This is a genomic window from Bradyrhizobium sp. CFUWI, assembly GCF_056429085.1.
On sequence record NZ_JBWJZE010000001.1, the window covers coordinates 680,274 to 706,317 of the forward strand.

The 26,044-nt window shown below is 66.7% G+C and carries 22 protein-coding genes; 13 read left to right on the top strand and 9 right to left on the bottom strand.

Translation table 11 applies throughout. The annotated features are described in order from the left end of the window. Window positions 1–7: 7 nt before the first annotated feature. Both AC066S_RS03285 and poxB read left to right on the top strand, forming a co-directional pair. Window positions 8–640, top strand: coding sequence for a 2-dehydro-3-deoxy-6-phosphogalactonate aldolase (locus tag AC066S_RS03285; RefSeq protein ID WP_126259183.1), 633 nt, complete (start codon window positions 8–10; stop codon window positions 638–640). Between the two features lie 107 nt (window positions 641–747). Further along, on the top strand, window positions 748–2,484 hold the full coding sequence (gene poxB / locus AC066S_RS03290; protein WP_478268900.1) for a ubiquinone-dependent pyruvate dehydrogenase: 1,737 nt from the start codon (window positions 748–750) through the stop codon (window positions 2,482–2,484). Between the two features lie 191 nt (window positions 2,485–2,675). Here poxB and AC066S_RS03295 read toward each other — a convergent pair whose 3' ends face one another. Beyond that, window positions 2,676–3,041 carry a hypothetical protein gene (locus AC066S_RS03295; protein WP_164718793.1) on the bottom strand — a complete coding sequence of 122 codons (366 nt, stop codon included), beginning with the start codon at window positions 3,039–3,041 and terminating at the stop codon, window positions 2,676–2,678. A 67-nt stretch (window positions 3,042–3,108) separates the two neighbouring features. Continuing rightward, a complete protein-coding gene (locus AC066S_RS03300) occupies window positions 3,109–4,017 on the bottom strand; it encodes a PaaI family thioesterase (protein ID WP_478268901.1) in 909 nt (302 codons plus the stop codon). A 140-nt stretch (window positions 4,018–4,157) separates the two neighbouring features. On the opposite strand from AC066S_RS03300, the gene AC066S_RS03305 reads away from it, so the two are divergent. Beyond that, the gene (locus AC066S_RS03305) at window positions 4,158–4,478 is read left to right on the top strand and encodes a hypothetical protein (RefSeq protein ID WP_478268902.1); all 321 of its coding nucleotides are present in this window, start codon (window positions 4,158–4,160) and stop codon (window positions 4,476–4,478) included. Between the two features lie 190 nt (window positions 4,479–4,668). On the opposite strand, the gene AC066S_RS03310 is transcribed toward AC066S_RS03305, so the two are convergent. After that, window positions 4,669–6,138, bottom strand: a complete 1,470-nt coding sequence (locus AC066S_RS03310; RefSeq protein WP_478268903.1) for an amidase — start codon at window positions 6,136–6,138, stop codon at window positions 4,669–4,671. Between the two features lie 127 nt (window positions 6,139–6,265). Continuing rightward, window positions 6,266–7,378, bottom strand: coding sequence for a cyanuric acid amidohydrolase (gene atzD, locus AC066S_RS03315; protein ID WP_478268904.1), 1,113 nt, complete (start codon window positions 7,376–7,378; stop codon window positions 6,266–6,268). Window positions 7,379–7,660: 282 nt separating this feature from the next. On the opposite strand from atzD, the gene AC066S_RS03320 reads away from it, so the two are divergent. Then, window positions 7,661–10,000, top strand: a complete 2,340-nt coding sequence (locus AC066S_RS03320; RefSeq protein WP_478268905.1) for a Tex family protein — start codon at window positions 7,661–7,663, stop codon at window positions 9,998–10,000. Between the two features lie 186 nt (window positions 10,001–10,186). On the opposite strand, the gene AC066S_RS03325 is transcribed toward AC066S_RS03320, so the two are convergent. Together AC066S_RS03325 and AC066S_RS03330 are read right to left on the bottom strand one after the other, a co-directional pair. Next, entirely contained in the window at window positions 10,187–10,558 is a 372-nt protein-coding gene (locus AC066S_RS03325) for a response regulator transcription factor (RefSeq protein ID WP_126259188.1), read from the bottom strand. Then, complete coding sequence (locus AC066S_RS03330) at window positions 10,555–11,421, bottom strand: S1C family serine protease (protein WP_126259189.1); 867 nt, start codon at window positions 11,419–11,421, stop codon at window positions 10,555–10,557. The genes AC066S_RS03325 and AC066S_RS03330 overlap by 4 nt, the downstream gene beginning before the upstream one ends. Window positions 11,422–11,614: 193 nt before the next feature. On the opposite strand from AC066S_RS03330, the gene AC066S_RS03335 reads away from it, so the two are divergent. From AC066S_RS03335 to AC066S_RS03350, 4 genes are all read left to right on the top strand, one after another. Next, complete coding sequence (locus AC066S_RS03335; RefSeq protein WP_478268906.1) at window positions 11,615–12,580, top strand: VOC family protein; 966 nt, start codon at window positions 11,615–11,617, stop codon at window positions 12,578–12,580. Between the two features lie 62 nt (window positions 12,581–12,642). Continuing rightward, window positions 12,643–13,518, top strand: coding sequence for a dihydrodipicolinate synthase family protein (locus tag AC066S_RS03340; protein ID WP_478268907.1), 876 nt, complete (start codon window positions 12,643–12,645; stop codon window positions 13,516–13,518). A gap of 171 nt (window positions 13,519–13,689) precedes the next feature. Then, on the top strand, window positions 13,690–14,784 hold the full coding sequence (locus AC066S_RS03345; RefSeq protein ID WP_478268908.1) for a S1C family serine protease: 1,095 nt from the start codon (window positions 13,690–13,692) through the stop codon (window positions 14,782–14,784). Between the two features lie 126 nt (window positions 14,785–14,910). After that, on the top strand, window positions 14,911–17,235 hold the full coding sequence (locus tag AC066S_RS03350; protein ID WP_478268909.1) for a xanthine dehydrogenase family protein molybdopterin-binding subunit: 2,325 nt from the start codon (window positions 14,911–14,913) through the stop codon (window positions 17,233–17,235). A gap of 120 nt (window positions 17,236–17,355) precedes the next feature. Here AC066S_RS03350 and AC066S_RS03355 read toward each other — a convergent pair whose 3' ends face one another. Genes AC066S_RS03355 through AC066S_RS03365 form a run of 3 tightly spaced genes read right to left on the bottom strand, consistent with a single transcriptional unit; the run spans window position 17,356 to window position 20,567 of the window. Beyond that, the gene (locus tag AC066S_RS03355) at window positions 17,356–18,552 is read right to left on the bottom strand and encodes an acyl-CoA dehydrogenase family protein (protein ID WP_478268910.1); all 1,197 of its coding nucleotides are present in this window, start codon (window positions 18,550–18,552) and stop codon (window positions 17,356–17,358) included. A gap of 15 nt (window positions 18,553–18,567) precedes the next feature. Beyond that, window positions 18,568–19,707: an acyl-CoA dehydrogenase family protein gene (locus AC066S_RS03360; protein ID WP_478268911.1), complete on the bottom strand. Its 1,140-nt coding sequence runs from the start codon at window positions 19,705–19,707 to the stop codon at window positions 18,568–18,570. Window positions 19,708–19,712: 5 nt separating this feature from the next. After that, window positions 19,713–20,567, bottom strand: coding sequence for an enoyl-CoA hydratase (locus AC066S_RS03365; RefSeq protein WP_135164993.1), 855 nt, complete (start codon window positions 20,565–20,567; stop codon window positions 19,713–19,715). Window positions 20,568–20,833: 266 nt separating this feature from the next. On the opposite strand from AC066S_RS03365, the gene AC066S_RS03370 reads away from it, so the two are divergent. From AC066S_RS03370 to AC066S_RS03390, 5 genes are all read left to right on the top strand, one after another. Further along, window positions 20,834–21,442 (top strand): LemA family protein, encoded by a 609-nt coding sequence (locus AC066S_RS03370; protein WP_061878947.1) that lies wholly within the window; start codon window positions 20,834–20,836, stop codon window positions 21,440–21,442. A 132-nt stretch (window positions 21,443–21,574) separates the two neighbouring features. After that, window positions 21,575–22,498, top strand: a complete 924-nt coding sequence (locus tag AC066S_RS03375) for a TPM domain-containing protein (RefSeq protein ID WP_478268912.1) — start codon at window positions 21,575–21,577, stop codon at window positions 22,496–22,498. A 5-nt stretch (window positions 22,499–22,503) separates the two neighbouring features. Then, window positions 22,504–23,001 carry a TPM domain-containing protein gene (locus AC066S_RS03380; RefSeq protein ID WP_126259198.1) on the top strand — a complete coding sequence of 166 codons (498 nt, stop codon included), beginning with the start codon at window positions 22,504–22,506 and terminating at the stop codon, window positions 22,999–23,001. 424 nt (window positions 23,002–23,425) lie between these two features. Beyond that, entirely contained in the window at window positions 23,426–24,406 is a 981-nt protein-coding gene (locus AC066S_RS03385) for a hypothetical protein (protein WP_478268945.1), read from the top strand. Window positions 24,407–24,499: 93 nt separating this feature from the next. Further along, entirely contained in the window at window positions 24,500–26,038 is a 1,539-nt protein-coding gene (locus AC066S_RS03390) for a hypothetical protein (protein ID WP_478268913.1), read from the top strand. The last annotated feature ends 6 nt before the right edge of the window (window positions 26,039–26,044 follow it).

Below are 26,044 nucleotides of genomic sequence, written 5' to 3' on the forward strand. Positions count from 1 at the left end.
TCTTGAGATGAGCGTTGCCTTTCCGCCAATGAAGCGACCGCTGGTCGCGATCCTGCGCGGCGTCAAGCCCGAGGAGTGCGAGCCTATCGTCGGCGTGCTGGTCGAAGCCGGCATGACCGCGATCGAGATCCCGCTGAATTCGCCCGATCCATTCCGCTCCATCGCAATGGCCGTGAAGCAGGCGCCACCAGGCGTGTTGATCGGCGCCGGCACGGTGCTGACCACCGCGGATGTCGATCGCCTCAATGACGTCGGCGGCAGGCTGATGGTCTCGCCGAACGTGGACACCCAGGTGCTGGTGCGTGCACATCAATACGCCATGGTCACGCTGCCCGGCGTGTTCTCGCCGACCGAGGCGCTGCTTGCGGCGCGCTCCGGCGCATCGGGCTTGAAATTCTTTCCGGCGAGCGTGTTAGGTGCCGCCGGCATCGCCGCGATCCGCGCTGTGCTGCCGTCAGGCGTGATGATAGCCGCCGTCGGCGGCGTCTCCGACCAGAATTTTGCCGAATACATCAAGGGCGGCGTGACCGCGTTCGGGCTCGGCTCCAGCCTCTACAAGCCCGGCATGAGCGCCGCCGATGTGGCCGCGCGCGCCAAGGCGACGGTCGAAGCCTACGATCGGGCGATTGCGAAAGACTGAGCCGCAATAAACCAGCTGTGAACTCGTCATCGCCTAGTATGCCCCAAATTGCCGTGATGCTGATGTTGACACTTCGCGCAGTGTGACCGGCGCAGCAGGAGACCGATATGGCGATCAACAACGTGGCCGATCTGTTCGTGGCAACGCTCGAACAGGCCGGCGTCAAGCGCATCTACGGCATCGTCGGCGACAGCCTGAACGCGCTGACCGAGGCTCTGCGCCGCCGCGGCACGATCGAATGGATCCATGTCCGCCACGAGGAGGTCGCAGCCTTCGCCGCCGCCGGCGAAGCCGAGGTGACCGGGAGCCTTGCGGTGTGCGCCGGCTCCTGCGGTCCCGGCAATCTGCATCTGATCAACGGGTTGTTTGACGCGCATCGCAGCCGCGTGCCCGTGCTGGCGATCGCGGCGCAGATCCCGACCGCCGAGATCGGCGGCGGCTACTTCCAGGAGACGCATCCGCAGAACCTGTTCCGCGAATGCAGCCATTATTGCGAGCTGGTCTCCGACCCCAGCCAGCTTCCTTACGTGCTCGAGAACGCGATCCGGGCGGCGGTGGGCCTGCGCGGCGTCGCCGTGGTCGCGATGCCCGGCGACGTCGCGTTCCGCAGCCCGCCGAAGCGCGCGCTGTCGACGACGCGCGGCCTTGGCGTGGCGGCGCCAAAGGTGGTGCCGCAGGCGGATGAGCTCAAGGCGCTCGCCGATCTCCTCAACGGTGCCGAGCGCGTCACCCTGTTCTGCGGCCGCGGCTGCGCCGGCGCGCATGCGCCCCTGATGCAGCTCGCCGAGGCGCTGAAGAGCCCGATCGTGCATGCGCTCGGCGGCAAGGAGCATGTCGAATACGACAATCCCTATGACGTCGGCATGACCGGCTTCATCGGTTTCTCCTCGGGCTATGCCGCCATGCACGCCTGTGACGCGCTGGTGATGCTCGGCACCGATTTTCCCTACAAGCAGTTCTTCCCGACCGATTGCCAGATCGCGCAGATCGACATCCGCCCGGAAAATCTGGGCCGCCGCTGCAAGATCGATCTCGGCCTCGTCGGCGACGTCAGGCTCACCATCGAGGCGCTGCTGCCGCTGTTGAAAGCGAAGACGCAGCGCAAGCATCTCGACGACGCCGTCGCGCACTACAAGAAGGCGCGCGAAGGCCTGGACGCGCTCGCCAAGGGCACGCCGGGAGCTAAGCCGATCCATCCGCAATATCTCGCCAAGGTCGTCAGCGACCATGCCTCCGACGATGCGGTGTTCACCGCCGATGTCGGCACGCCGACGGTGTGGGCCGCGCGCTATCTCGACATGAACGGCCGCCGCCGGCTGATCGGCTCCTTCGTGCACGGCTCGATGGCCAATGCGATGCCGCAGGCGATCGGTGCGCAGGCGGCCCAGCCTGGCCGGCAGGTGATCTCGCTCTCCGGCGACGGGGGCTTCACCATGATGATGGGCGACCTGATCACGCTGACGCAGGAGAAGCTGCCGGTGAAGGTGGTCGTCTTCAACAACGGCGTGCTCGGTTTCGTCGCGCTGGAGATGAAGGCGGCCGGCTTCGTCGACACCAATGTCGACCTGGAGAATCCGGATTTCGCGGCGATGGCGCGTGCCATGGGGATTTTTGCCAAACGCGTCGAGGATCCGGGCGAGCTTCCCGGTGCGGTGAAGGAGATGCTCGCGCATGACGGGCCGGCACTGCTCGACGTCGTCACCGCCAAGCAGGAGCTGTCGATGCCGCCGACCATCACCACCGAGCAGATCAAGGGCTTCAGCCTCTGGGTCTTGCGCGCGGTGATGAACGGCCGCGGCGACGAGGTGCTGGATCTTGCGAAGACGAATCTGCTGCCGCGCTAGAGCGTGATGAAATCAAGATTGACGCCACAGCGCCGGTGCGCTCCCTCTCCCGTTTGCGGGAGTGGGGAGAGGGTATTTCCGCAATGGGATAATCCCCTAGAGGAGAAAGCCCGCGCCGACGATGCTTCGCATCGTCCGGCACGCGCCGACCTCTCCCGCAAGCGGGAGAGGTGAGGACCGCATGCGCAGTCTCACCCCCGCTTGACCGAGGGCGCAGGCAGCCGCTGCTCGCGGCGCTGGAGGCGTTGCCAGTGCAGCACGCTGCCGATCAGCAGGGCCGGCATGAAGCCGAGCACGATCAGGAAATGCGGCAGCTGCCTCGGCGAGACGAAGGCGATCGCGATGTCCGAGATCAGCCAGAGCGCCGCGAACATCACCGCGAAGTCCGTGCGCGGGCAGCGCAGGTAGTAGAACACGGCAGTGATGACGATCGCGGGGCCGATCGCGACGGCGATCATGATCGCAGTCAGCTCCTTCGGCGTCACCGCGTCAAGCATCATCGAGGCCAGCAGCCAGAGCGCGGCGAACATGGCGACGATGTCGAGCGGATGCCGCAATTCAATACCTCTCGCGGGGACGTATTATCGTTGTGGCCGGAGCCGCGACCGTCAAGTCAAAATGCGCTTATTCGTCGTCACTTCCCGGCGTCGGGCGCAGCATGAAATGACCGAAGGCGGTGGCGATCGGCTTCTCCGCATCGTCCTGCCAGGCGCGCGCCTCGAAGGCGACGATGCGCCGGCCCTGCTTCACGATCGAGACGTTGGCAAACGTATCGAGCGCGCGCCCCGATCGCAGGTAATTGACGGTGAGCCCGATCGGCTTGGGCGGCGCGGCGGTACCGAGCTCGCGCGCGACGCCGATGACGGCGGTGGTCTCGAGGAATGCCCCTGTCATGCCGCCGTGGATCGCAGGCAGGATCGGGTTGCCGATGATCTGCGGCGAGAACGGCATCGTCAGCGTGCCGTCGTCGTTGACGCGGATACCGAGAGCGCGCGCGAACGGGCTGCGGGCGAACGGCCCATCCGGATCCTCCGGCGCCTCCAGCACCGGGATGCTGCGCGCATCCATCCGGCGATCGGCAAGCATGTTGGTCCGGTTGGCGCCGATCATGAAGCAGGCGGTCGCGGTCGCTACCGGATCGTCTTCGGAGTCCTGATAGGCGGTGGAGCGCACGAAGGCGATCGAGCGCGTGGTGCGGTAGCAGACCGAATGCGCCTTGATGTCGAGACCTGGCGTTGCCGGCTTCTGGTAGTCGATGCGCAAGTCCAGCGTCGCGATCGCGCGCGTGCCGTCGAGCGCGAGCTGCACCGCCATGCCGCAGCTCTCGTCCAGCATCGCGGTGACAACGCCGCCATGCAGCACCCCGGTCTCGGTGTCGCCGACGAAGACGGGCCGGTAGGGCAGGCTCGACCAGGCCTCGGCGGGCGCGAAGCGGTCGAGCTGGAGCCCGCTGATATGGCCGTAATCGGAGCGGCGGCCCTTGATGGCCTCGGCGAGTTCCTCGAACGGGAGCGTGGTCGGTATGGTGCTCATGAAGGACGTTCTAGACCAGTGTCGGGCCCCGCGCAAAACCCCGGATGGGCCCCCGCACCGCAGGCGGTTTGGCCTCGACAGAGCGGGCCGAAGCGCCGATGGTGGGCGCTTCGTTCGTCGATGACCTGTAAGGAGCGCCCATGGCCGACCCCGAAACGCCCGCCGCCAATCAGGGGCCCGTCACCATTTCGAGCTCCAGCGCGGAGCGGGCCCCGATCATCTATTTCGACGGCGCGTCCTGCTTCGGCCATCACAACGGCGCGATCCAGATCGAGCTCGCCGCGAACCTGTTGATGCCGGTCGGCGCCGTCGTCAGGGTCGACGTGGTCCAGACCGCGCATTTGCGTTGCAGCGTCGCCGCGGCGCTGGCGCTGCGCGAAGCCCTCGACAAGGCACTGGCGATGTACCAGCAGGGCCAGAAGCAGCCGATGGCGGAGGAGATTCCGGCGGTGAAGAACTGACGACGCATTTTTGGAGATCGTGTTCGGCCTTCATGGTTCGAGACGACCGCTTCGCGGTCTCCTCACCATGAGGGTCTGACATCTCGCCGCGAAACCAGACCTCATCCTGAGGAGCCCGCAAAGCGGGCATCTCGAAGGATGGCTGCAACGAAGTCGACATTGACTTTGAGGTGAACGGCTTCGCCTCGCCTCAGCCCACATGCACCTTCGGCTTCCTGCCGCCGTTCCACTTGCCGTCGAGCGCGCGCTCGATCTGGGCGGCGAGTTGCAGCAACAGGCCGTCGTTGGCCTGCTTGGCGATGGCCTGGATGCCGAGCGGCAGGCCGTGGTCTTGCATGGCCATCGGCATCGAGATCGCCGGCATGCCGCAGAGATTGGCGAGCGGCGTGAAGGCGAAGAAGCGCCAGAGATTGCCGAACCAGTCCAGCACGTCGGGATTGTCGGAAATGGTGAGATATTCCTTGGTGCCGACCTTGGGCGTCGGCAGCGCGGTGATCGGCGTCAGGATCACGTCCCACTGCTCGAAGAAGGCGCCGAAACCGCGGGAGGTGGTGTTGAACACGCCCTGCATCTTCGCGCGCTCGGCGAAGCTCGTATGCCGGCCGGCTTCCCAGATGCGGATGTTCATCGGCTCGATCAGATCTTCCGGCGGCTTCTCCAGCCCGCGCGCGGCGAGCATGTTGGAGATCACCACCGCGAAGTTCGAGATGTAGCAGGTGGTCTGCGCGGCGAAGGCGGCACGGAAGTCGAGCTCGGGCAGCGCATAATCGACGTGATGGCCGAGGCCTTCGAGGAAGCGGCCGGCCTTCTCCAGCTCGGCGGCGATCTCTGGCGTCGCGGTGTAGTCGCCCCATGTGTGCGAGAGCGCGATGCGCAGCTTGCCGGGATCGCGCTTGATCATCTCCGAATAGGGCTGCGCCGTGGTCCAGAACGGCATGAACTCGCCGGGCGCAGGTCCCCTCGCATGATCGACGAAGGCGGCGGTGTCGCGCACCGAGCGCGACTGGCAGCCCTGGATCGAGACGAGACCGGTCAGGTCCGACATGTGGGGCGCCAGCGAGAACACGCCGCGCGAGACTTTCAGGCCGATATTGCCGTTGACGCCGGCGGGAATGCGGATCGAGCCGCCGCCGTCGGTCGCGTGTGCGATCGGCACCACGCCGGCGGCAACCATAGCGGCGCTGCCCGCGGACGAGCCGCAGGTGGTGTAGTCGGTATTCCAGGGATTGCGCGTGACGTAGACGGCGGGATTGTCGGCCGAAGAGCACACGCCGAATTCCGGCGTCGTGGTGCGCCCGATCAGGTTGAGGCCGGCCTGGCGGAACTTACCGGTCAGGAACGTGTCGGCGCTGGCGCGATTGCCGCGCATCAGCAGCGAGCCCATTTCCTGCAGCCGGTCCTTCATGGTCGGCCCGAGATCCTTCATCAGGAAGGGCAGGCCGGCGAAGGGACCTCCGAGATTGGCGCCGTCCTTGGCGGGATCGGCGATCACGTCCTCGAACAGCTCGACCACGCCCGACAGCGCCGGATTGACCTTGGCGACGCCTGCGGCGGCCTGGCGCGCCAGCTCCTTTGCCGTCAGCTCGCCCTTGCGGACGCGGCCGGCCAGCGCGACGCCATCGTGCTGCGCCCATTCATTCCAGCTCATCGGCAACGTCATGAAATTCAAATCCCCACAAAGGTGCGGCGCCACCTTTTTCGCAAGGGAGGGTCTGAATCAACTGAGCCGGCGCGGGGGGCAGGGTTGCGCCGGGCGGAGGGGTCGCAAAACCGGTGATGCCGCCCTCTCAATCCGACAGTCGCGCAATCACTGCAACCGGCCCGCCGCCAGCGGGACCCTGATGCTCGGCGCCGCCTGATACGTAGACCGCGCCGGTGCCGGCAAGACCCGCGATCAGGCCGCCGACCGCGGCGCGGGCGTGGCGCGTCGAGCTGATGTCGGTGTCCTCCAGCATGGTGTGACGGCAGCCGCGTACCGTGCCATCAGGTGAGGCCTCCGCCTTGGCGAAGACGTTGATGAGCTCGCGGCCCTCCGTTGCCTGCGGCGCGATGCGGAGTCCAATGCTTTGCAGCGCCGCGACCACCGCGGCGGAGTCGATGGCGTCGTTCATCACGGCATGACCGATCTCGAACTCGCTTGCTGATGCCGCCGAGTTGCCGAGCACGATGACGACGTTGTGCATCAGCTCGATGCCTGATGAGGTGGAGGCCACGGACGAGAACAGATCGTAGCGCCGCAGCACGTCTTCATCGTGGAGATCGGCCGCAATCTCGCCGAGCGCGACGGCGACGCCGAGCGCGGAGGCGCCGCGGGAATAGGCCATCGAGGCGTAGGCGCTGGTCGTCGCTGTCTTGTTGCCGCGCGCAGCTGCCGCCTCGACACGATCGCTCGTGAGCAGCGGGCACTTGATCTGCACGAAGTGGATGTCGGCGGGATCGCTGATGCCGGCATCCGCCATGGCCGCCTTCACGGCGGTCGCCGTCTCCGTGATCTGCGCGGAGCGGCCGAGCTCCTCGGGCAGGAAATCCCGCGTTTGCGCCATGCCGATGCTCAGCCGCTTTCCGGACGGGCGTACCGGAGGGCTGTCGATGGCTCGGCGCGTGAACACCGTGATGTGCGGGCTGAGCACGCCCTCGGTGCCGCCGGACATCACGAAGGCGATGCGCTGCTCGACCTCGCGCGGCGGCAGGTCGAGGTGGGGCGCCAGCGCCGCGCACAGCGCGCTGACGGCGTATTCCCGCGTGAAATCGTTGACGCCGCCATTACCCTCGGTCTTGCCGAGGATCGCCAGGATTTCGCGCGGATCGATCGCGCCCGAACCGATCCTGGCCATGAGACCGGAGACATCGCCGGGGCCCGTGGTGGCGATCTTGAAGACGCCGACCGATCTTGTACGCATGACTGTCCTTGTGGAGTTCAGGGGCCCGGCGGAGCAAACAGCCGCTGAACAGCGGCTCCTGTCAAGCAGGGATGACGGATCGGCTATCCTGGTCTGCCGCGACGCAAGAGAGAAGCCGCGCCTCCCCACGAATGTGGCGAGATCGCATCGGTTCGAGAAAAAAATCCCCTGTCGACGGTGGTCCGGCGTACCTTGCTGAATCAACCCCGCCTGGTCCATAAGCGGCGTCCCGTGGCCGGTGGTTCGCCGCCGCACGGCGGGCTTGGATAGAGGGAATCTCGCGTGGCAAATATCAACCAGAAAATTGCGCAGGAGCTTGGGGTTCGGGCCGAGCAGGTCGAGGCGGCGGTGACGCTGCTCGACGGCGGCGCCACGGTTCCCTTCATCGCCCGCTACCGCAAGGAAGCGACCGGTGCGCTCGACGACGCGCAATTGCGCACCCTGGAGGAGCGCCTGGTCTATCTGCGCGAGCTCGAGGATCGCCGCAAGGCCATCCTCGAATCGGTCCGCGAGCAGGGCAAGCTCGATGCCGCGCTCGAAGCCTCGATCATGGCTGCCGACAGCAAGGCGCGCCTCGAAGACATCTATCTGCCGTTCAAGCCGAAGCGCCGCACCAAGGCGGAGATCGCCAAGGAGGCCGGCCTCGAGCCGCTGGCCAATCAACTGCTCGCCGAGCCCGGCAACGATCCGAAGGTCGTGGCCGAAGGTTTCATCAATGCCGAGAAGGGCGTTGCCGATGCCGCCGCCGCGCTCGACGGCGCCCGCGCCATCCTGGTCGAGCGCTTCGACGAGGACGCCGACCTGATCGGCGCGTTGCGCGAGGAGATGTGGTCCAACGCGCGCATGGCCTCCAAGGTGCGCGACGGCAAGAAGACCGAGGGCGAGAAGTTCGCCGACTATTTCGAGTTCTCCGAGCCGCTGACCAAGCTGCCCTCGCATCGCATCCTCGCGATGTTCCGCGGCGAGAAGGAAGAGATCCTCGATCTGCAAATTCAGGCCGAGGCCGAGGCGCCGCCGCCGGGCGTGCCCAGCGCCTATGAATTGAAGATCATGAAGCGGTTCGGCATCGCCGACCTCAAGCGTCCCGGCGACCGCTGGCTGATCGACACCGTGCGCTGGGCCTGGCGTACCAAGATCCAGGTGCATCTGAACATCGATCTTCGCATGCGGCTGTGGAATGCGGCCGAGACCGAAGCCGTGCGCGTGTTCGCCTCCAACCTGCGCGACCTGCTGCTGGCCGCGCCGGCCGGCACCCGCGTCACCATGGGGCTCGATCCCGGCTACCGCACCGGCGTCAAGGTCGCGGTGGTCGATGCGACCGGCAAGGTGGTCGACACCACCGCGATCTATCCGCACGAGCCGCAGCGGCAGTGGAACGAGTCGCTGGCGACACTCGGCCGGCTCGCGATGAAGCACAAAGTCGAGCTGATCGCGATCGGCAACGGCACCGCCTCGCGCGAGACCGACAAGCTCGCGACCGAGCTGGTCAAGGGCCTCGCCGAGCTGAAGATGTCCAAGATCGTGGTGTCCGAAGCCGGCGCCTCAGTCTATTCGGCCTCCGCCTTCGCCTCGGAAGAATTGCCGGGTCTCGACGTCACGCTGCGCGGCGCGGTCTCGATCGCGCGGCGGCTGCAGGATCCGCTGGCCGAGCTGGTCAAGATCGAGCCCAAGGCGATCGGCGTCGGCCAGTATCAGCACGACCTCGGCCAGGCCAAGCTCGCCAAGTCGCTCGATGCCGTGGTCGAGGATTGCGTGAACGCCGTCGGCGTCGACGTCAACACCGCGTCCGCACCGCTGCTCGCGCGCGTGTCGGGCGTCGGCGCCGGCCTTGCGCAGAGCATCGTGGCGCACCGCGACGCCAACGGCCCGTTCAAGTCGCGCAAGGCGCTCAAGGACGTGCCGCGACTCGGGCCGAAGGCATTCGAGCAGTGCGCAGGCTTCCTGCGCATTCTCGGCGGCGAGGACCCGCTCGATGCCTCCGGCGTGCATCCGGAAGCCTATCCGGTGGTGCGCCGCATCCTCGCGGCCACCAAGAGCGACATCAAGGCGCTGATCGGCTCGAGCGAGATCGTGCGCACCTTGAAGCCGAAGGATTTCGTCGACGAGACCTTCGGCCTGCCGACCGTCACCGACATCCTGCGTGAATTGGAAAAGCCGGGTCGCGACCCGCGCCCGGCGTTCAAGGCCGCGGTGTTCAAGGAGGGCGTCGAGGAGATCAAGCACCTCCAGAAGGGCATGATCCTCGAGGGCACCGTGACCAACGTCGCCGCCTTCGGCGCCTTCGTCGACATCGGCGTGCACCAGGACGGCCTCGTGCACATCTCGGCGATGTCCAAGAACTACATCAAGGACCCGCGCGAGGTGGTGAAGCCCGGCGACATCGTCAAGGTCAAGGTGCTGGACTTCGAGGTCGCGCGCAAGCGCATCTCCCTGACGCTGCGCCTCGACGACGAGGTCGGCGCCAAGAAGGACGCCCCCGGCATGCAGCGCGACAATGGCGCGCGCAATCCGTCCCGCATGACGTCGTCGGCGCCACGCAAGCAGGAATCCTCTTCCGGCGGCGGCGCCCTCGCCGAAGCGCTGCGCCGCGCGGCCGAGAAGAACGGCGGCAAGCGGGTGTAACGGCTGAGCCGCCTGACGCGGCCAAGCTCTATCCATCTCGTCATTGCGAGCGCAGCGAAGCAATCCAGACTGCCTCCCGCCGGGACAGTCTGGATTGCTTCGTCGCAAGCGCTCCTCGCAATGACGCGGAGAGAGCTGGACCGGCTCCCTGACGCCCGCGTCAAGACCTCGCCGCTCTGGAGTCCGTCACAGCTCGATCACGCCGCGTCGCGCCGCATGCGCAACCGCGTCGGTGCGGCCGGTGGCGTCGAGCTTGTCGAGCAGCGAGCCGACATGGAATTTCACCGTGTGCACGGAGATGCCGAGCTGCCGCGCGATCATCTTGTTGGAGGCGCCCTCGGCCATCAGCGCCAGCACGTCGAGCTCGCGCTGGGTCAGTGCGATGTCATCAGGCATGATGCGCGGATCACGCGCCACGATCGTCGCCGCGGCAGCTTCGCCGGGCGCGGCTAGGCGTAGCCCTGTGACGTTGCCGAGCAGCTTCGCCAGGCGGTCGGCGAGAGCGGGATCGTCGATCTCCAGGGACAGCACGATCTCCGGGGAGCTGTCCTCGCTCACGTCTCCGGCCTCTCGGCGACCGTGACCCTGAAGCTGGCCGGCTCGCCGCCGCGGCGCACCGCGACATCGATCACCGCGCCGACGCTCGAAGGTCCCAGCGTCCGTGACAGCGCTCGCACGCCGGAGAGCTTCTGGTCGTTGACCGCGACGATCACGTCGCCCTGACGGATGCCGGCCGCGGCCGAGGGGCCGGCTTTGTCGACGTTCATCACCATCGCGCCGATGCCGTCGTCGAGCCGCACCGGCTGCAGCCCCAGGCCGAGATAGCCGCGCGCGATGCGGCCGCGCGTCTCGAGCTGCGCCGCGACCCGTTCGATCGTCGCGGTCGGGATTACCAGCACGCGCCGCGGGCCGAGCACGGCCATGCCGAATGCTTGTCCAGAGGCATCGAGCGCGAGGCCGCCCTGCTGGCTGCCGCGCAGGCGGACATCGAGCTCGATCCGCGCATCGATGTCGCCACCGCGGAGGGAGCGCCAGCTCTTGCCGGAGGCCGACACCATCCCGAGCGCCGCGCTCGGCGTGTCGCGGTTGGTGGCGACTACGATCGCCAATGCGCCCAGCGGCGGAACGGTTGCCGCGAGCCTGACCGGGGCCGATGCGATATCGGCGCGCAGCAGCGCGATATCGGTGGTGTGGTCGCGGCCGGCGATCGTGGCGGCGGTGGTGCCACCATCGGGAAGGCCGATCTCGACCTCGCCCTCGTCGGCCAGCGCCTCGTCCGCGGTGACGATCAGGCCGCTCTTCCAGACGAAGCCGGTCGAGCGAAAGCGATGCGAGCGCACGGAGACGATCGAGGGTGCGGTGCGCGCCACCACTTCCGCGAGGGCGGATGACAGTGAAGACAGGGGACTAGGATCGGTCATGGCGTGCTCCTGTGATTGCCCTCAATCTGGGATGTCGCGGGGAATTGCGAAACTGGCCGGGTGGCCAGGACAAGGACGGGCTCGTCAAGGCCACGGCCGACGAACATGTGATTGGGACCCGCTCACGGGAACGTGTAGCAATCGGCCGACATTGCGCCGCATGGCCCCAACCATTTTGAACGAGCCCTGACCGATGACCATCGATCTCACCCGCCGCACCCTGCTGCAACTCGCCGGCGCAACCTCGCTCGCGATGGCGGCTGCTGCCGCGGCGCGCGCCGAGGGCATTCCTCAAGGCGGCGGGCCGACCTTTGCCAGCCGCACCCCGATGCGGGTCGGCATGGTGACGCTGCGGGTGAAGAATCTCGACAAGGTCGCCGACTACTACCGCGACGTGATCGGGCTTGCCGTGATGGAGCGTTCGGCGACCGCCGCGAAGCTCGGCACGGCCGGCATAGCGCTGCTGGTGCTGGAGGCCCGTCCCGATGCGGGAATCGAGCCGCGCAACGCCGCCGGCCTCTACCACACCGCCCTCCTGATGCCGACGCGAAAAGACCTCGCGCGCTGGCTGGTGCATGCCGCCTCGCATCGCGTGCCGCTGTCGGGCTTTGCCGATCACCTCGTCAGCGAGTCCGTCTATCTCGACGACCCCGAAGGCAACGGCATCGAGGTCTATGCCGACCGCGATCCCTCGCAATGGCAATGGAGCGAGGGCAGCGTCAAGATGGCGACCGACGAGCTCAACATTCCCGACCTGCTGTCGCTGACCAATACACGCGTCGCCGACTATGCCAGGGCGCCGGACGGCTTGCGCGTCGGCCACATGCATCTGCGCGTCGGCGATCTGGCGCAGGCCGAGAGCTTCTATCACGGCACGATCGGCCTTGATCCGACGCGCAAGCGCAGCGGCGCCGCGTTCCTGTCGTCGGGCCGTTATCACCATCACCTCGGCATGAATGTCTGGCAGAGCCAGGGCGCCGGCCGGCGCGACGATGCCACCACGGGCCTTGCATGGTTCTCGCTGGTGACGGCGAAGCAGGACATTCTCGCCGCACAGGAGGAACGCCTGCGCAAGGGCGGCGCGAAGATCACGGCGCTTTCGGACGGCCTTGAGGCCATCGATCCCTGGGGCACCCGGGTGCGGCTGATCAGGGTTTGATCGCCGGCGCGGGCGTTGCTAAGACCCGTCAGGCCAGCCTGCGCTCCGGGATCCTCACCGACATGTCCGAATTCCACGGCGTCTTTCCCTATCTCGTCTCGCCCGTCGACACCGGCGGCAATGTGCGCACCGACGTCCTCGGCAAGCTCTGTGACGACCTGATCGGCGCCGGCGTTCACGGCCTGACGCCGCTCGGCTCGACCGGCGAATTCGCCTATCTCAATGCCGCGCAACGCAGCTCTGTCGTGCAGGCCACGATCGAGGCTGCAAAGGGCCGGGTACCCGTTGTGGCGGGCGTCGCCTCGACCTCGACGGCCGACGCGGTGGCGCAGGCGAAGGCCTACCAGAAGTGTGGGGCCGACGGCATCCTCGCGATCCTGGAAGCCTATTTCCCGCTCACTGACGCCCAGGTCGAATCCTACTTCCGCGCCATCGCCGATGCCGTGGACATCCCCGTCGTCATCTACACCAATCCGCAATTTCAGCGTTCCGATCTCACCCCCGACGTCATTGCGCGCCTCGCCGAGCATCCGCGCATCGGCTACATCAAGGATGCCTCGACCAACACCGGCCGGCTGCTCTCGATCATGAACCGCTGCGGCGATTCCTTGCGCGTGTTCTCCGCCTCCGCCCACATCCCGGCGGCGGTGATGCTGATCGGCGGCCGCGGCTGGATGGCGGGCCCGGCCTGCATCATCCCGCGCCAGAGCGTTGCGCTCTACGAGCTCTGCAAGGCCGGCCGCTGGGACGAGGCGATGGTGCTCCAGCGCAGGCTGTGGCGCATCAACGAAGCTTTCGCCCGCTTCAATCTCGCCGCTTGCATCAAGGCGGGGCTTTCGATCCAGGGCTACGACGTCGGCGACCCCGTCCCGCCGCAGGCGCCGCTCACGGCCGAGGCACGGAAGGTCGTGGAAGTGGCGCTGCGCGAGCTGACCTAGCTGTTTGGCGCGCGGCAATATGCCCCGGCACCCGTGCATGAGTCAGAAAAGCCCTTACCTGCCCAGCCGGGAAACTTCCGTTCGTTTGCGACGTTGCTGCGTAAGCCGGATCTGTCACCCCATGCATATGCATCCTAAGGCCGTATTCAGCACTGGACACGGTGGTCACCGATGAACCGTCGCTATGCGATTGCCGCGGCAGCCTTCGCCGCCCTGCTGCTTGCCGTCACTGCCGCAAAAGTCCTGCATGTCCCTGTCCCATGGGCGGCGCCCACCGCACGCGCGGTCGAGCAGCGCGGTCCGCTGTCCGATGGCGAGAAGGCGACCATCGAAATCTTCGAGCGCGTGTCTCCTTCGGTCGTCCAGGTTGCGGCCAAGTCGGCAGCCAGTCCTCTCATGGGCGAGGAAGGCCAGGGCGGCGGCGCGTCCGGCACGGGCTTCGTCTGGGATCGCGACGGTCATCTCGTGACGAACAACCATGTCATCGCCAATGGGGGCGAGATCGCGGTGCGGTTTGCGTCGGGAGAGGTGGCCAAGGTCGACCTCGTCGGCACGGCTCCCAATTACGATCTCGCGGTGCTGCGGATCCGCAGCGTGCGCCAGCTGCCGCCGCCGATCGCTCTCGGCAGCTCGAGCGACCTGAAGGTCGGGCAATCCGCCTTTGCGATCGGCAATCCCTTCGGTCTGGATCAATCGATGACCTCCGGCATCATCAGCGCGCTCAAGCGCAGGCTGCCGACCCATGCCGGCAGGGAGATCGCCAACGTCATCCAGACCGATGCCGCGATCAACCCGGGCAATTCGGGCGGGCCGCTGCTGGATTCCGCCGGCCGTCTGATCGGCGTTACCACGGCGATCATCTCGCCGTCCGGCTCGAACGCCGGCATCGGCTTCGCTGTCCCGGTCGACGTCGTGAACCGGATTGTCCCCGAACTCATTCGCAGCGGCCGGGTGCCGACGCCCGGCATCGGCATCGTGGCCGCCGGCGAGGATGTTTCCACCCGGCTCGGCGTCGAGGGGGTGATCGTGGTGCGGATCGCCCCCGGCAGCCCGGCGGAGCGGGCGGGGATTCGCGGCGTCAATTTTTCGACAGGGGCGGTCGGAGACATCATCACCGCGGCCGAAGGCAAGCCGGTGCGGCGCCTCTCGGACCTGACCGACGCGTTGGAGCAGGCCGGGACGGGGAAGACCGTCCGGCTCACGGTCAAACGCGGCTCGGACAGCCGTGATGTGAATGTAGGCATTGTCGATATCGACCGGTCCTAGCCGGCCATTCCGCGCCGGCAAGGGGCTCTGACGCGCATCGCAGATGTGCCCGGGCTCGGTTGTCTGGCCCGCAAAATCCGCTAAAACCGCCGCGGTCGTTTTTGCGGATTTCGAGGACACAGCGGAATGAATATCCTTCCCGGCAATTTGCGTTTCGGAGCGGGGCAGCCCGTCAAGCGTTTGGAAGACCAGCGGCTGCTCACCGGGAAGGGACAATTCATCGACGACAAGCCGGCTGACGGCGCGCTGTGGTTGCACGTGCTGCGCTCGCCGCATGCCCACGCGAAGATCGTCTCGGTCGACACCAGCGCCGCGGCGTCGATGCCCGGCGTCACCGCCATCTACACCGGCGCTGATCTCGTCAAGGACGACATCGGCGCCATCCCCACCCTGAACATCTTCAAGCGCCCCGACGGCAAGCCGATGACGGTGCCGCCGCGCCGGCTGCTGGCCCATGAGGTCGTGCGCTATGCCGGCGAGGCCGTGGCCGTCGTGGTGGCTTCGTCGCGCGCGGAGGCGCAGAGCGCCGCCGAGGCGATCACCGTCGAGTACGACGTTCAGCCCGCGGTGGTCGATCCGGTCGAGGCCGTCAAGCCCGGCGCACCCGTGGTGTGGCCGGAGGCACCCGACAACATCGTCGGCGCCATGAGCTATGGCGATGCGGCCAAGGTCGACGAGGCCTTCGCCAAGGCGGCGCACACCGTCGAGCTCGATCTCGTCAGCCAGCGCCTCGTTCCATCCGCGATGGAGCCGCGCTCGACCATCGCCGAGATCGACAAGAAGACCGGCCGTCTGCTGCTGCACGTGCAGTCGCAGACGCCGGCCTCGACCCGCGACGTGCTGGCGGAGGCCGTGCTCAAGCGCCCCAAGGACAGCGTGCGCGTGCTGGTCGGCGACATCGGCGGCGGCTTCGGCCAGAAGACCAATCTCTATCCCGAAGACGGCATCGTTGCCTATGCCGCGACCAAGCTGAACAAGAAGATCCGCTGGCGCGGCGACCGCACCGACGAGTTCGTCGGCGGCACCCATGGCCGCGATCTGACCTCGACCGCCTCCTTCGCGCTCGACGAGAAGGGCAAGGTGCTGGCCTATCGCGTCAAGTCGATCGGCTGCACCGGTGCCTATTCCTCGGGCGCGGCGAATATCATCCCGCTGGTGCTCGGGCCGTTCGTGCAGACCGGCGTCTACGATCTGCCGCTGGTGCATTTCGAGGTGAAGTCGGTGATGACGCACACTGCCCCGGTCGGCGCCTATCGCGGCGCGGGCCGTCCCGAGGCTGTCTTCATCGTCGAGCGCCTGTTCGACGCCGCCGCGCGCAAAATCGGCATGGATCCGCGCGCGATCCGCAAGGCCAATTACATCAAGCCGGCGCAGCTGCCCTACACCAATGCGGCCGGCCAGGTCTATGATTCCGGCGCCTTCGCCCACATGCTCGACCGCGCCGTGAAGCTTGCGGATTGGGACGGCTTTGCCGCGCGCAAGAAGGCCGCGAAGAAGAAGGGCCTGCTCTACGGCCGCGGGCTCACCTCCTACATCGAATGGACCGGTGGCCGAGCGCACACCGAGAAGGTCAGCCTGCACGCGACCTCGCAAGGCCGCGTCGTGCTGCATTCCGGCACCATGGCGATGGGGCAGGGCTTGCAGACCACCTACACCCAGATGATCTCCGACACGCTCGGCATTCCCATGGAGAAGATCGACGTGGTGCAGGGCGACACCGATCTTGCCATGGGCTTCGGCAGCGTCGGCTCGCGCTCGCTGTTCGTCGGCGGCACGGCGGTTGCGGTCTCCTCCAACGATCTGATCCAGAAGGCGCGCGAGAAGGCGGCCAACGTGCTGGAGACCTCGATCGAGGACATTGAATATCAGGGTGGCATGCTCACCGTAGTCGGCACCGACCGCAGCATCAGCCTGTTCGACCTCGCCGAGAAGGAGAGCGGCGCCAAGCTCAGCGTCGATTCCGAAGGTGAGGTGGACGGTCCGAGCTGGCCGAACGGCACGCACATCTGCGAGGTCGAGATCGACCCCGAGACCGGCGTGTCCAAGGTGGTGCGCTACACCACGGTCGACGACGTCGGCGTAGCGGTGAACCCGATGCTGGTGACGGGGCAGATCCATGGCGGCGTCGCGCAAGGCATCGGCCAGGCGCTGTATGAGGGCGTGTCCTACGATGCCGACGGCCAGCTGCTGACCGCGAGCTATCAGGACTATTGCATCCCGCGCGCCGACGACGTGCCGCCGATCGTGGTGACGCTGGATGATTCCGCGCCCTGCCGCACCAATCCGCTCGGCGCCAAGGGCTGCGGCGAATCCGGCGCCATCGGCGGCCCGCCCTGCGTCACCAACGGCGTGATGGACGCGCTCGCCGAGCTCGGTATCACCCAGCTGAACACCCCGCTGACGCCGCAGAAGGTGTGGAAGGCGATTCGGGATGCGCGGGCGGCGGGGTAAGCCTTCAAGGTCCTCGTCATTGCGAGCGTAGCGAAGCAATCCAGATTTTGTCCGCGGAAAGATCCTGGATTGCTTCGTCGCAAGAGCTCCTCGCAATGACGGAGGAGAGAGCCGTAGCCTTCAAATCCCCAACATCATCTTCGCGATGATATCGCGCTGGATCTCCGAGGTGCCGCCGAAGATGGTGTAGGCGCGGCCGTTGAGATATTCCGGCACCATTGTCAGCATCTCCTCAGGGATCGCCGGCTCGTGGTTGAGCCTGTAGAGTGGGCGCATCGACTCGACGGCGAGCGCGTCGTGGCCGATCACGTCGACCCCGAGCCGCGTCACGGCCTGGCGGATCTCGCTGTTGCGCAGCTTCAGGATCGATGACACCGCGCCGGGGTTTTGCCCGGTCTGCAGCGCCGAGAGCACGCGCAGCTCGGTCATCTCCAGCGCGTCGATGTCGACCTCGACCTCGGAGATGCGCGTTGCGATATCGGGACTGTCGATGGCGCGTCCCGTCAGGTCCGACTCGGCAAGATCCGTGATCGCCCTCAAGCCCTCGCGCAGCTTCGCCGAAGCGATGCCGGAGCCGCGCTCGAACTCGAGCAGATATTTGCCATAGGTCCAGCCCTTGCCTTCCTCGCCGACGCGGTTGGCGACCGGCACGCGGACGTCGTCGAAGAACACCTGGTTGACTTCGTGGTCGCCGCCGATGGTGAGGATGGGGCGCGTGGTGATGCCCGGCGTCTTCATGTCGATCAGGATGAAGCTGATGCCGTCCTGCTGCCGCGGCCCGTCACCGGTGCGCACCAGCGCGAACATGCGGTTGGCGTGGTGGGCGTGCGTGGTCCAGATCTTGGTGCCGTTGAGGATGTAATCGTCGCCGTCGCGCACCGCCCGCGTCTTCAGCGAGGAAAGATCGGAGCCCGAGCCCGGCTCGGAATAGCCCTGGCACCAATAATCCTCGCCGGAGAGAATCCGCGGCAGGTAAAAATTCTTCTGCTCGGGGCTGCCGAAGCCGATGATGACCGGCCCGACCATCTTCACGCCCATCACGTTGACATTGGGCACGCCGGCCCGCGCGCATTCGGTTTCGAAAATCCAGCGTTGCGCCGGCGTCCAGGCCGGCCCGCCGCACTCGACCGGCCAGCCCGGCGCGCCCCAGCCCTGCCTATGCAGCGCGCGCTGCCAGGCCGTGCCGATATCGGGGTCGGAGAACACCGAGGGCGTCAGCGCGGTCGCGCGCTTCATCTCCTCGGTGAGATTCCTGGCGATGAAGCCGCGCACCTCGTCCTGGAAGGCGCGCTCCTCGGCATTGAACGACAGGTCCATGATGCTCTCCCGGTGTCAGGCTCTGCGGCCAAGCTCGGCGTGGCGGGCATAGTGATGCGCGCTGCCGCCGAACAGCGTGTCGAAGGCGACGAGGCGCTTGAAATAGGCGCCGACCTCGAGCTCTTCGGTGACGCCCATGCCGCCGTGAAGCTGGATCGCCTGCTCGCCGACGAAGCGGGCGCATTTGCCGATCTTGGCCTTCGCGCCCGACGCCGCCCGGGCGCGCTCGGTCGGCGCAGCGTCCACCTTCAGCGCGGCGCGCAGCGCCATCGAGCGCGCCTCGTCGACCTGCATGGCCATGTCGGCGAGGCGATGGCGGATGACCTGGTTGGCCGAGAGCGGCCGGCCGAATTGCTTCCGGATCTTGGTGTAGTCGAGCGTGGTGTCGAGTAGCGTCTGCATGATGCCGACAGCTTCCGCACCGAGTGCGGCCATGGCGCGATCGACGGCCCATTCGATTGCCGGCAGCGCGTCGTGGCCGTCGCCGAGTAGGGCGTCTTCCGGCAGATGCACGTCGCACAGCTCGATGTTGCAGGCGCGCCCGCCGCCGAGGCGCGCGTAGTCGGAAATCGCGACGCCCGGCACGGTCGCCGGCATCACGAACAGGCCGATCCGTCCCGAAGGGCCGTGATGGTCGTGCACGAGCGCGGAGACGATGATCTCATCGGCGGCATGGCCGTCGAGCACCGCGATCTTGCTGCCTGAAAGACGCCAGCCTTGCGCCGTCTTGGTCGCCGATGTCGCGACCTTGGCGAGATCAAACCGCGCCGCGCGCTCGGAATGCGCGAATGCGAGCTTCAGTGATCCGTCCGCGACCTTGGGCAGGCTCGATTGCTTCTGCTCGTGGGTGCCGCATCTGGCGATCAGGGCGGCGCCCAGCACCACGGTCGCGACATAGGGCTCCGACACCAGCCCGCGGCCGAAGGCCTCCATCAGGATGCCGATCTCGACCGCGCCGCCGCCGAGCCCGTCGAATTCCTCGGGCAGCGGCAGCGCCAGCCAGCCAAGCTCGGCGAACTGCTTCCACACCGCGGGGCTGAAGCCGAGCGGATCGTTCGCCATCCTGCGGCGGTGAGCGGCATCGTAGCTTCCGGCCACGAAGCGTTCCGCGCTGTCGCGCAGCAGCTTCTGCTCGTCGCTGAGATTGAGGTCCATGTTGTCTACTCCGCCGCCGGCGGCGGCTTGCGCACGGAAGGATGCAGGCCGGAGGGATCGACGATCATGCCGAACTCCTGAAGATTGTGGGCATGGCAGAGCTGATGCAGCGCAAAGGCCTGATCGATCGCGGCGGGCTGTCCCATCACGTCGACCGAGCGGTTGACGGCTTCCTTGGTCATCTTCAGCGCGAAGGATGGCTTGGACGCGATCCGGCGCGCCAGCTCCAGCACGCGCGATGACAATTCGCTGCGCGGCACGACCTGATTGACCATGCCGAGCTGGTGCGCCTCCTGCGCGCTCCAGCTGTCGGCGGTGAACAGGAACTCCTTGGCCTTGCGCGGGCCCAGCTCCCAGGGGTGCACGAACCACTCGACGCCGCAGACGCCCATGGTGACGACGGGATCGCAGAACTGCGCATCGTCGCTGGCGACGATGAGATCGCAGGCCCAGGCCAGCATCAGCCCGCCGGCGATGCACTTGCCGTGCACCTCGGCAATGGTCGGCTTGGCGAGGTTGCGCCAGCGCCGGGTGATCTGGAGATAGATTTCCTGCTCGCGCGCAAAGCGGCCGTGCGCGTTCGGCTCGGCGAAACCGCCCCAATTTCCGATCGGCGGGAAATCGACGCCGGCCGCGTTCTTGCCGCCGGGGCGCAGGTCGTGGCCGGACGAGAAGTGCGGCCCGCTGCCGGCGAGAATGATCACCTTGACCGCATCGTCCTGCACCGCCGCGTCGAAGGCGGCGTTGAGGTCGTAGGTCATCTGCAGGTTCTGCGCGTTGCGCGCCTCGGGCCGGTTCATCACGACCCTTGTGATCGCCGGCTCGGGCCGCTCCACGAGGATGGTCTCGAACGAGGTCATCGCGTTCCCCCTGGCGCTTTTCGTCTTGTTGTCGAGAGTTGACTATGTCGGTCAGGGATAGGCAAGAGGCTTGCGTCAGTCGGCTGGGGTGGGCGCGCACGTGCTTGTCGCAGTCATTCCGGGGCGCGAAGCGAACCCGGAATCTCGAGATTCCGGGTTCGATGCTCCGGGCCCCGCTTGCGCGGTCCCCCGGAATGACGGAAAAATCTCGACACTCCGCGGAGCCGTTCTGGTAGTTTGCGCCAGATTCCACCGGGAGAAATTTAATGCGCAAGATCCTCACCGTGCTGGCGGCGCTGGCCTCGCTGAGCCTCACCAATTGCGGCTATAACGCGATCCAGAGCGAGGACGAGCAGATCAAGTCCGCCTGGTCCGAGGTCGTGAACCAGTATCAGCGCCGCGCCGACCTCGTGCCCAATCTCGTCAACTCGGTGAAGGGCTTTGCGCAGCAGGAGAAGGACGTGCTGCTCGGCGTCACCAATGCGCGCGCCAAGGTCGGCAGCATCCAGGCGACGCCCGAGGTGCTGAACGATCCGGCCGCCTTCCAGAAGTTCCAGGCAGCCCAGGGCGAGCTCTCCAGCGCGCTGTCGCGGCTTCTGGTCGTGACCGAAAACTATCCGCAGCTGAAGTCCGACGCCCTGTTCAAGGATTTGATGTCGCAGCTGGAGGGGACCGAGAACCGCATCACGGTAGCGCGCAACCGCTACATCAAGTCGGTGCAGGACTATAACGTCACCATCCGCTCCTTCCCGAGCAACCTCACCGCGATGATGTTCGGCTACAAGGAGAAGCCGAACTTCTCGGTGGAGAACGAGAAGGCGATCTCGACCGCGCCGAAGGTGGATTTCAATCCGGCGCCAGCGCCGTCGAAGTAGCCGCATTCGCCGCCCATGCGCGCCCCACCCACCGTCGTCATTCCCCGCGAAGGCGGGGAATCCAGTACGCCGCGGCCTCTCGGTTCAAGCACTGCGGCCTCTGGGATACTGGATCGCCCGCCTTCGCGGGCGATGACAGCGAGGTTGTGGCGGGCTGCTTCGACCGCATCCTCGTGCATCGTCTTCGTCGTCGCACTCTTCCTCGCCCTCGCTTTCCCAGCCCTCGCCGACGTCGCCGTCCCTCAACTCACCGGCCGCGTCGTCGATCAGACCGGCACGCTCTCCAGCGCCGACATCGCCTCGCTGTCGCAAAAGCTGCAAGACTTCGAGGCGCGCAAGGGCAGCCAGATCGCCGTCCTGATCGTGCCGACGACGCAGCCGGAGACGATCGAGCAGTTCTCGATCCGGGTCGCGGACGCCTGGAAGATCGGCCGCAAGAAGGTCGACGACGGCGCGATCCTCGTCGTTGCCAAGAATGATCGGCACTTGCGTATCGAGGTCGGTTACGGCCTGGAAGGCGCTCTGACGGACGTCACGTCGCGGCGGATCATCGATGAGGTCATCACGCCGAAGTTCAGGGCAGGCGATTTCGCCGGCGGCATCTCCGATGGCGTCGACCGCATGATGCGGGTGATCGACGGCGAGCCGCTGCCGTCCCCCTCGCGCAGCGTCAACTTCGCCCACAATCTGGACGACCTCGCGCCGGTCTTCGCCGTGGCGCTGTTCGCCTCGATCGGCGTCGGCGGGTTCTTCCGCGCCATGCTGGGACGGCTGCTCGGATCAATGGTGACCGGGGGCATCATTGCGGCGGTGACGTGGTTCATCCTCGGCTCCGCAGCGCTCGCCGCCGCCGTCGGCGTCCTCGGCTTCATCGTCGGCTTCATCGCCGATCTGTTTTCGGCGATCACGCCGGGCACCGGCCGCTCGCGCGGCGGCTCGTGGTCGAGCGGCTCGTCGGGAGGCGGCTGGAGCAGCGGCTCGAGCAGCAGCGACAGCGGCAGCTTCAGCGGCGGTGGCGGCAGTTTCGGCGGCGGCGGCGCCTCGGGGAGCTGGTAGCGGTCATGAGCATCAAGCGCATTGCCAGACATCTCGTGCAGCATCATTGGCGGGCAAAGCAGATCTTTCCGCCAGACGTCCTCGCCCGCATCGAGCAGGCGATCAAGCGCGGCGAAGCCGCCCATTCCGGCCAGGTCCGCTTCGTGGTCGAGGGCGCACTCGACGGCGTGCCGCTGTTCCGCAACCAGCCGGCCCGAGCGCGGGCGCTCGACGTGTTCTCGTTGCTGCGTATCTGGGACACCGCACACAACAACGGCGTCCTGATCTATCTCCTGCTCGCCGATCGCGACGTCGAGATCATCGCCGATCGCGGCATCGACGCGAAGGTGGGCGCGGCGGGCTGGGAGAGCATCTGTCGCGCCATGGAGGCGGAGTTCGCCTCCGGCCAGTTCGAGCGCGGCGTCATCGGCGGCATCGAAGCGGTGTCGCGCGAATTGGCGCGGCATTTCCCGCCGCGGGCCTCGCCTGCGAACGAGCTGCCGGATGCGCCGGTCGTGATGTGACGAACCGTGATGTGAGTGAGGGGCGGGCACTGCCTGCTCCGTCATTGCGAGGAGCCCTTGCGACGAAGCAATCCAGACTTCTTCCGCGGAGGGATTCTGGACTGCTTCGCTGCGCTCGCAATCACGACGTGGAGGTGGCGCGCTCAAGTCTCTCACCGTCACCCTGAGGTGCTCGCCACTTCGGCGAGCCTCGAAGGATGACGGGTGAGACACGCGCGTCGTGTCGTCATTCCGCCGTCGTTCATCTTGGCTCGGTTACAAATTGTTTCATGCCCGCCACACCGGTTCCATCTTCCCGGCCTAATTCGGCCCCGGATAATTTCCTAAAATTTCGGTAAGCGGGTCCGAAGGTAAGGATTTCGCAAGCAATGAAAGTTACCAAAAGGTCAATCCAGAGCGGAGTATTTGAACCGTGAGCGAACCAATGGCCGAGCAGGCTGCCCAGGATAAGAGCGTCGTCGAAGCCGGAACGACCGCGCTGCAGGCTGTCGAGGCTGCCGGGATCGACGCCCCCTCGATCGCCCCCGACCACGAGGCGCCGCCCAAGCCGGATCCGGTCGAGCCGCCAAAGATCGAAGCGTCAAGGATCGAGCTGCCGAAGGTCGAAGCCAAAGCCGAGGCCAAGCCCGAGCCGAAGCCCGGCAAGCTCATCGTCATGGCGCCCTCGGAGCGGTCGTGGAATGGCTCTTGGGACCGCGAGGATTTTGCCCCGCATGTGAAGGCGGACGAGCCGCGCGAGGCCGCTGGCAAGCGGCGCCTGTCGGCAATGGCCGCGGTGGTAGCGATCGCAGCCGGTGTCGGCGCGATCAGCGGCGCGCTCGCAACGGCCGGAATGATGCATTTCGCAAGCCCCGCCCAGGCGCCGGTGCAGGTCACTGATACCAGCGCGCTCGATGCTTCGGTCGCGCGGATCGATGCCGACCTCGTCGCGCTCAAGGCCAATGTCGAGCAGGGCTCGAAGACGGGCCTCAGCCAGTTCAATCGCGCCAACGATCGCCTCGACAAGCTCGAGAAGGCACAGGCCGAGCCGCTCGCCAGGATCGCAAAGCTGTCGGAGGCCGTCGACAAGCTCCGCGTCACGTCGTCCGCCGCGCCCGCGCAGGCTGCCGCAGCTCCCGCCAGGGAGACCACCGGCTCGATCGCGCCGACTCAGGTTGCGACTGCCGCCGCTGCACCGGCCCCGGTGGCTGCCGCCCCCAAGCCCGAGGTCGGCCGTCTGCCGACGATCGAAGGCTGGCGGCTGCGCAACGCTGCCAATGGCGGCGCGCTGATCGAGGGCCGCGACGGCCTCTACGAGGTCTATCCCGGCGACCCCATCCCCGGCGTCGGCCGCGTCGATGCGATCCGCCGCCAGGACGGCCGCTGGGTGGTCGTCACCAGCAAGGGGCTGATCGTCGCACGCTGAGCATTCGATATTCGACTTTCGAAGAGGCGCTTCACCAGCATGTGAGGCGCCTTTTTGCTTGAATAGGCATCCCGGCGCGGTGTTACCTAAGGCATGAGCCGCGCGCTGCGAATTCTCATTGCTGCCGCCGTCTTGCTTGGCGGCGCCGCCTCGCCATCAGCCGCGGAGACGGCGCAGCTGATGCGCGGCACGGCAATCGCCGATCCCGATCTGTTGCGCAAGCTCGACGACGGCGACGTCCTCACGATCCCGCGCCTGTTGGCGCCGGCGCGCAAGGCGGACGGTCCGCTGACAACCGACCGGCTGTTCGCATCGCTGCCGCAGCTCAAGGACATTCCTCCCGCGATCGACGCGGAGCTCGAGCGCTACATTGCCCAGCGGAAGGCAGCCTATCCGACCGAGACCATCGGCGTCGGCGAAGGTTTTGACGTACAGCTGTTCGATCGGGCCAATCTGACGTCGCCCGACACGCGCTTCGTGCTGGCCGGTATCATCAACCGCATGGACCGCGCCTACGTGTCAGAAGAGTCCTGCGGAGAAATCCGGCTGATCTATCGTCTGGCGCGTTTCGACAGCAGGCCCGATGGCGGCAAGGTCGCGACGCGGTTGCCGATGACGTTCAATCTCATAATGAAGGCGAGGGATGCGTCGCGGACGGAGGGGAACGGCAAGCCGATCAGCTGCGCCGAGATCGCGCGGCGCTGGCTCGACAACGGCAATTGGCAGGAGCTGATCGGCGGCCGCGACGATTCCATGCTCGATCGCATCGAGACCAACATCCAGGTCTCCGTCGCGCCGAAATCGGCGCTGCACGATTTCCGCTCCGACTATCTGCTCAAGGTGTTCAAGTACGACGCCGCGACGAAGACGTTCGCCGAAGCGGTGCTGGAGAACCAGATCGACCGCGACCGCATCCTCGCCGACGATGCGCTCCGGCGCGATTTCAGGGATTGGCTGCTCGCACCCGAGAATCTGCGCGAATTCGATCGCGGCACGGTGCTGATCCCGGAAAGATTCCTGGCCAAGGCTGCGGTGGTGGCGACGCCCGCCGGCCTCGACGCTTCCGCGCTGCAGCCCGAGTTCGGCATGTTGCAAGGAGAAGAAGGAGGCGAGGGCAGCGGCGCCCCGGTCTTCACCGATGACGACGTGGTCGGCGCGCTGAAGCAGGCCGCCGCGCGCGGAGACATGCAGAACATCCGCTCGGTCGCGGGCTTCCAGCGTCGCCTCAACGACGTCACCTGCTCAGGATGCCACCAGACCCGCGGCATCGGCGGCTTCCATTTCCCTGGCGTCGACTGGCTCGCCGACAAGCCGTCCAACGCGGCCATTGTGCCGGCCTCGCCGCATTTCGTCGGTGACCAGCTGCGTCGCCGCGATATCCTGACCGCCTTCGCCACGGGCAAACGTCCCGATTTCTCACGCGGATTTGCCAGCCGGCCGCAGACCCGCGGCAGCCGCGAGCTCGCCGGAAGCGAGTATCAGGACGGCTGGGGCGCCCATTGTTCCCTGCGGGATGCGGGATCGGGAACGCCGGACAAGAGTTTTACGTCATGGAACTGTGCTAACGGTCTCACCTGTCAGGCCGCCGCGGCCTCGCGCCGCATCGGCATGTGCTTCATCAAGACGCGTTAGCCAACA

What these genes read in the sequence shown, in the direction of transcription:
- AC066S_RS03370 (WP_061878947.1), top strand. Translation starts at nt 20,834, where the DNA reads ATGCGCAAGATCCTCACCGTGCTGGCGGCGCTGGCCTCGCTGAGCCTC.
- AC066S_RS03335 (WP_478268906.1), top strand. Translation starts at nt 11,615, where the DNA reads ATGACCATCGATCTCACCCGCCGCACCCTGCTGCAACTCGCCGGCGCA.
- AC066S_RS03300 (WP_478268901.1), bottom strand. Translation starts at nt 4,017, where the DNA reads ATGAGCACCATACCGACCACGCTCCCGTTCGAGGAACTCGCCGAGGCC.
- AC066S_RS03375 (WP_478268912.1), top strand. Translation starts at nt 21,575, where the DNA reads ATGACAGCGAGGTTGTGGCGGGCTGCTTCGACCGCATCCTCGTGCATC.
- AC066S_RS03340 (WP_478268907.1), top strand. Translation starts at nt 12,643, where the DNA reads ATGTCCGAATTCCACGGCGTCTTTCCCTATCTCGTCTCGCCCGTCGAC.
- AC066S_RS03330 (WP_126259189.1), bottom strand. Translation starts at nt 11,421, where the DNA reads ATGACCGATCCTAGTCCCCTGTCTTCACTGTCATCCGCCCTCGCGGAA.
- AC066S_RS03350 (WP_478268909.1), top strand. Translation starts at nt 14,911, where the DNA reads ATGAATATCCTTCCCGGCAATTTGCGTTTCGGAGCGGGGCAGCCCGTC.
- AC066S_RS03345 (WP_478268908.1), top strand. Translation starts at nt 13,690, where the DNA reads ATGAACCGTCGCTATGCGATTGCCGCGGCAGCCTTCGCCGCCCTGCTG.
- AC066S_RS03380 (WP_126259198.1), top strand. Translation starts at nt 22,504, where the DNA reads ATGAGCATCAAGCGCATTGCCAGACATCTCGTGCAGCATCATTGGCGG.
- AC066S_RS03365 (WP_135164993.1), bottom strand. Translation starts at nt 20,567, where the DNA reads ATGACCTCGTTCGAGACCATCCTCGTGGAGCGGCCCGAGCCGGCGATC.
- poxB (WP_478268900.1), top strand. Translation starts at nt 748, where the DNA reads ATGGCGATCAACAACGTGGCCGATCTGTTCGTGGCAACGCTCGAACAG.
- AC066S_RS03305 (WP_478268902.1), top strand. Translation starts at nt 4,158, where the DNA reads ATGGCCGACCCCGAAACGCCCGCCGCCAATCAGGGGCCCGTCACCATT.
- AC066S_RS03285 (WP_126259183.1), top strand. Translation starts at nt 8, where the DNA reads ATGAGCGTTGCCTTTCCGCCAATGAAGCGACCGCTGGTCGCGATCCTG.
- AC066S_RS03310 (WP_478268903.1), bottom strand. Translation starts at nt 6,138, where the DNA reads ATGACGTTGCCGATGAGCTGGAATGAATGGGCGCAGCACGATGGCGTC.
- atzD (WP_478268904.1), bottom strand. Translation starts at nt 7,378, where the DNA reads ATGCGTACAAGATCGGTCGGCGTCTTCAAGATCGCCACCACGGGCCCC.
- AC066S_RS03355 (WP_478268910.1), bottom strand. Translation starts at nt 18,552, where the DNA reads ATGGACCTGTCGTTCAATGCCGAGGAGCGCGCCTTCCAGGACGAGGTG.
- AC066S_RS03385 (WP_478268945.1), top strand. Translation starts at nt 23,426, where the DNA reads ATGGCCGAGCAGGCTGCCCAGGATAAGAGCGTCGTCGAAGCCGGAACG.
- AC066S_RS03390 (WP_478268913.1), top strand. Translation starts at nt 24,500, where the DNA reads ATGAGCCGCGCGCTGCGAATTCTCATTGCTGCCGCCGTCTTGCTTGGC.
- AC066S_RS03360 (WP_478268911.1), bottom strand. Translation starts at nt 19,707, where the DNA reads ATGGACCTCAATCTCAGCGACGAGCAGAAGCTGCTGCGCGACAGCGCG.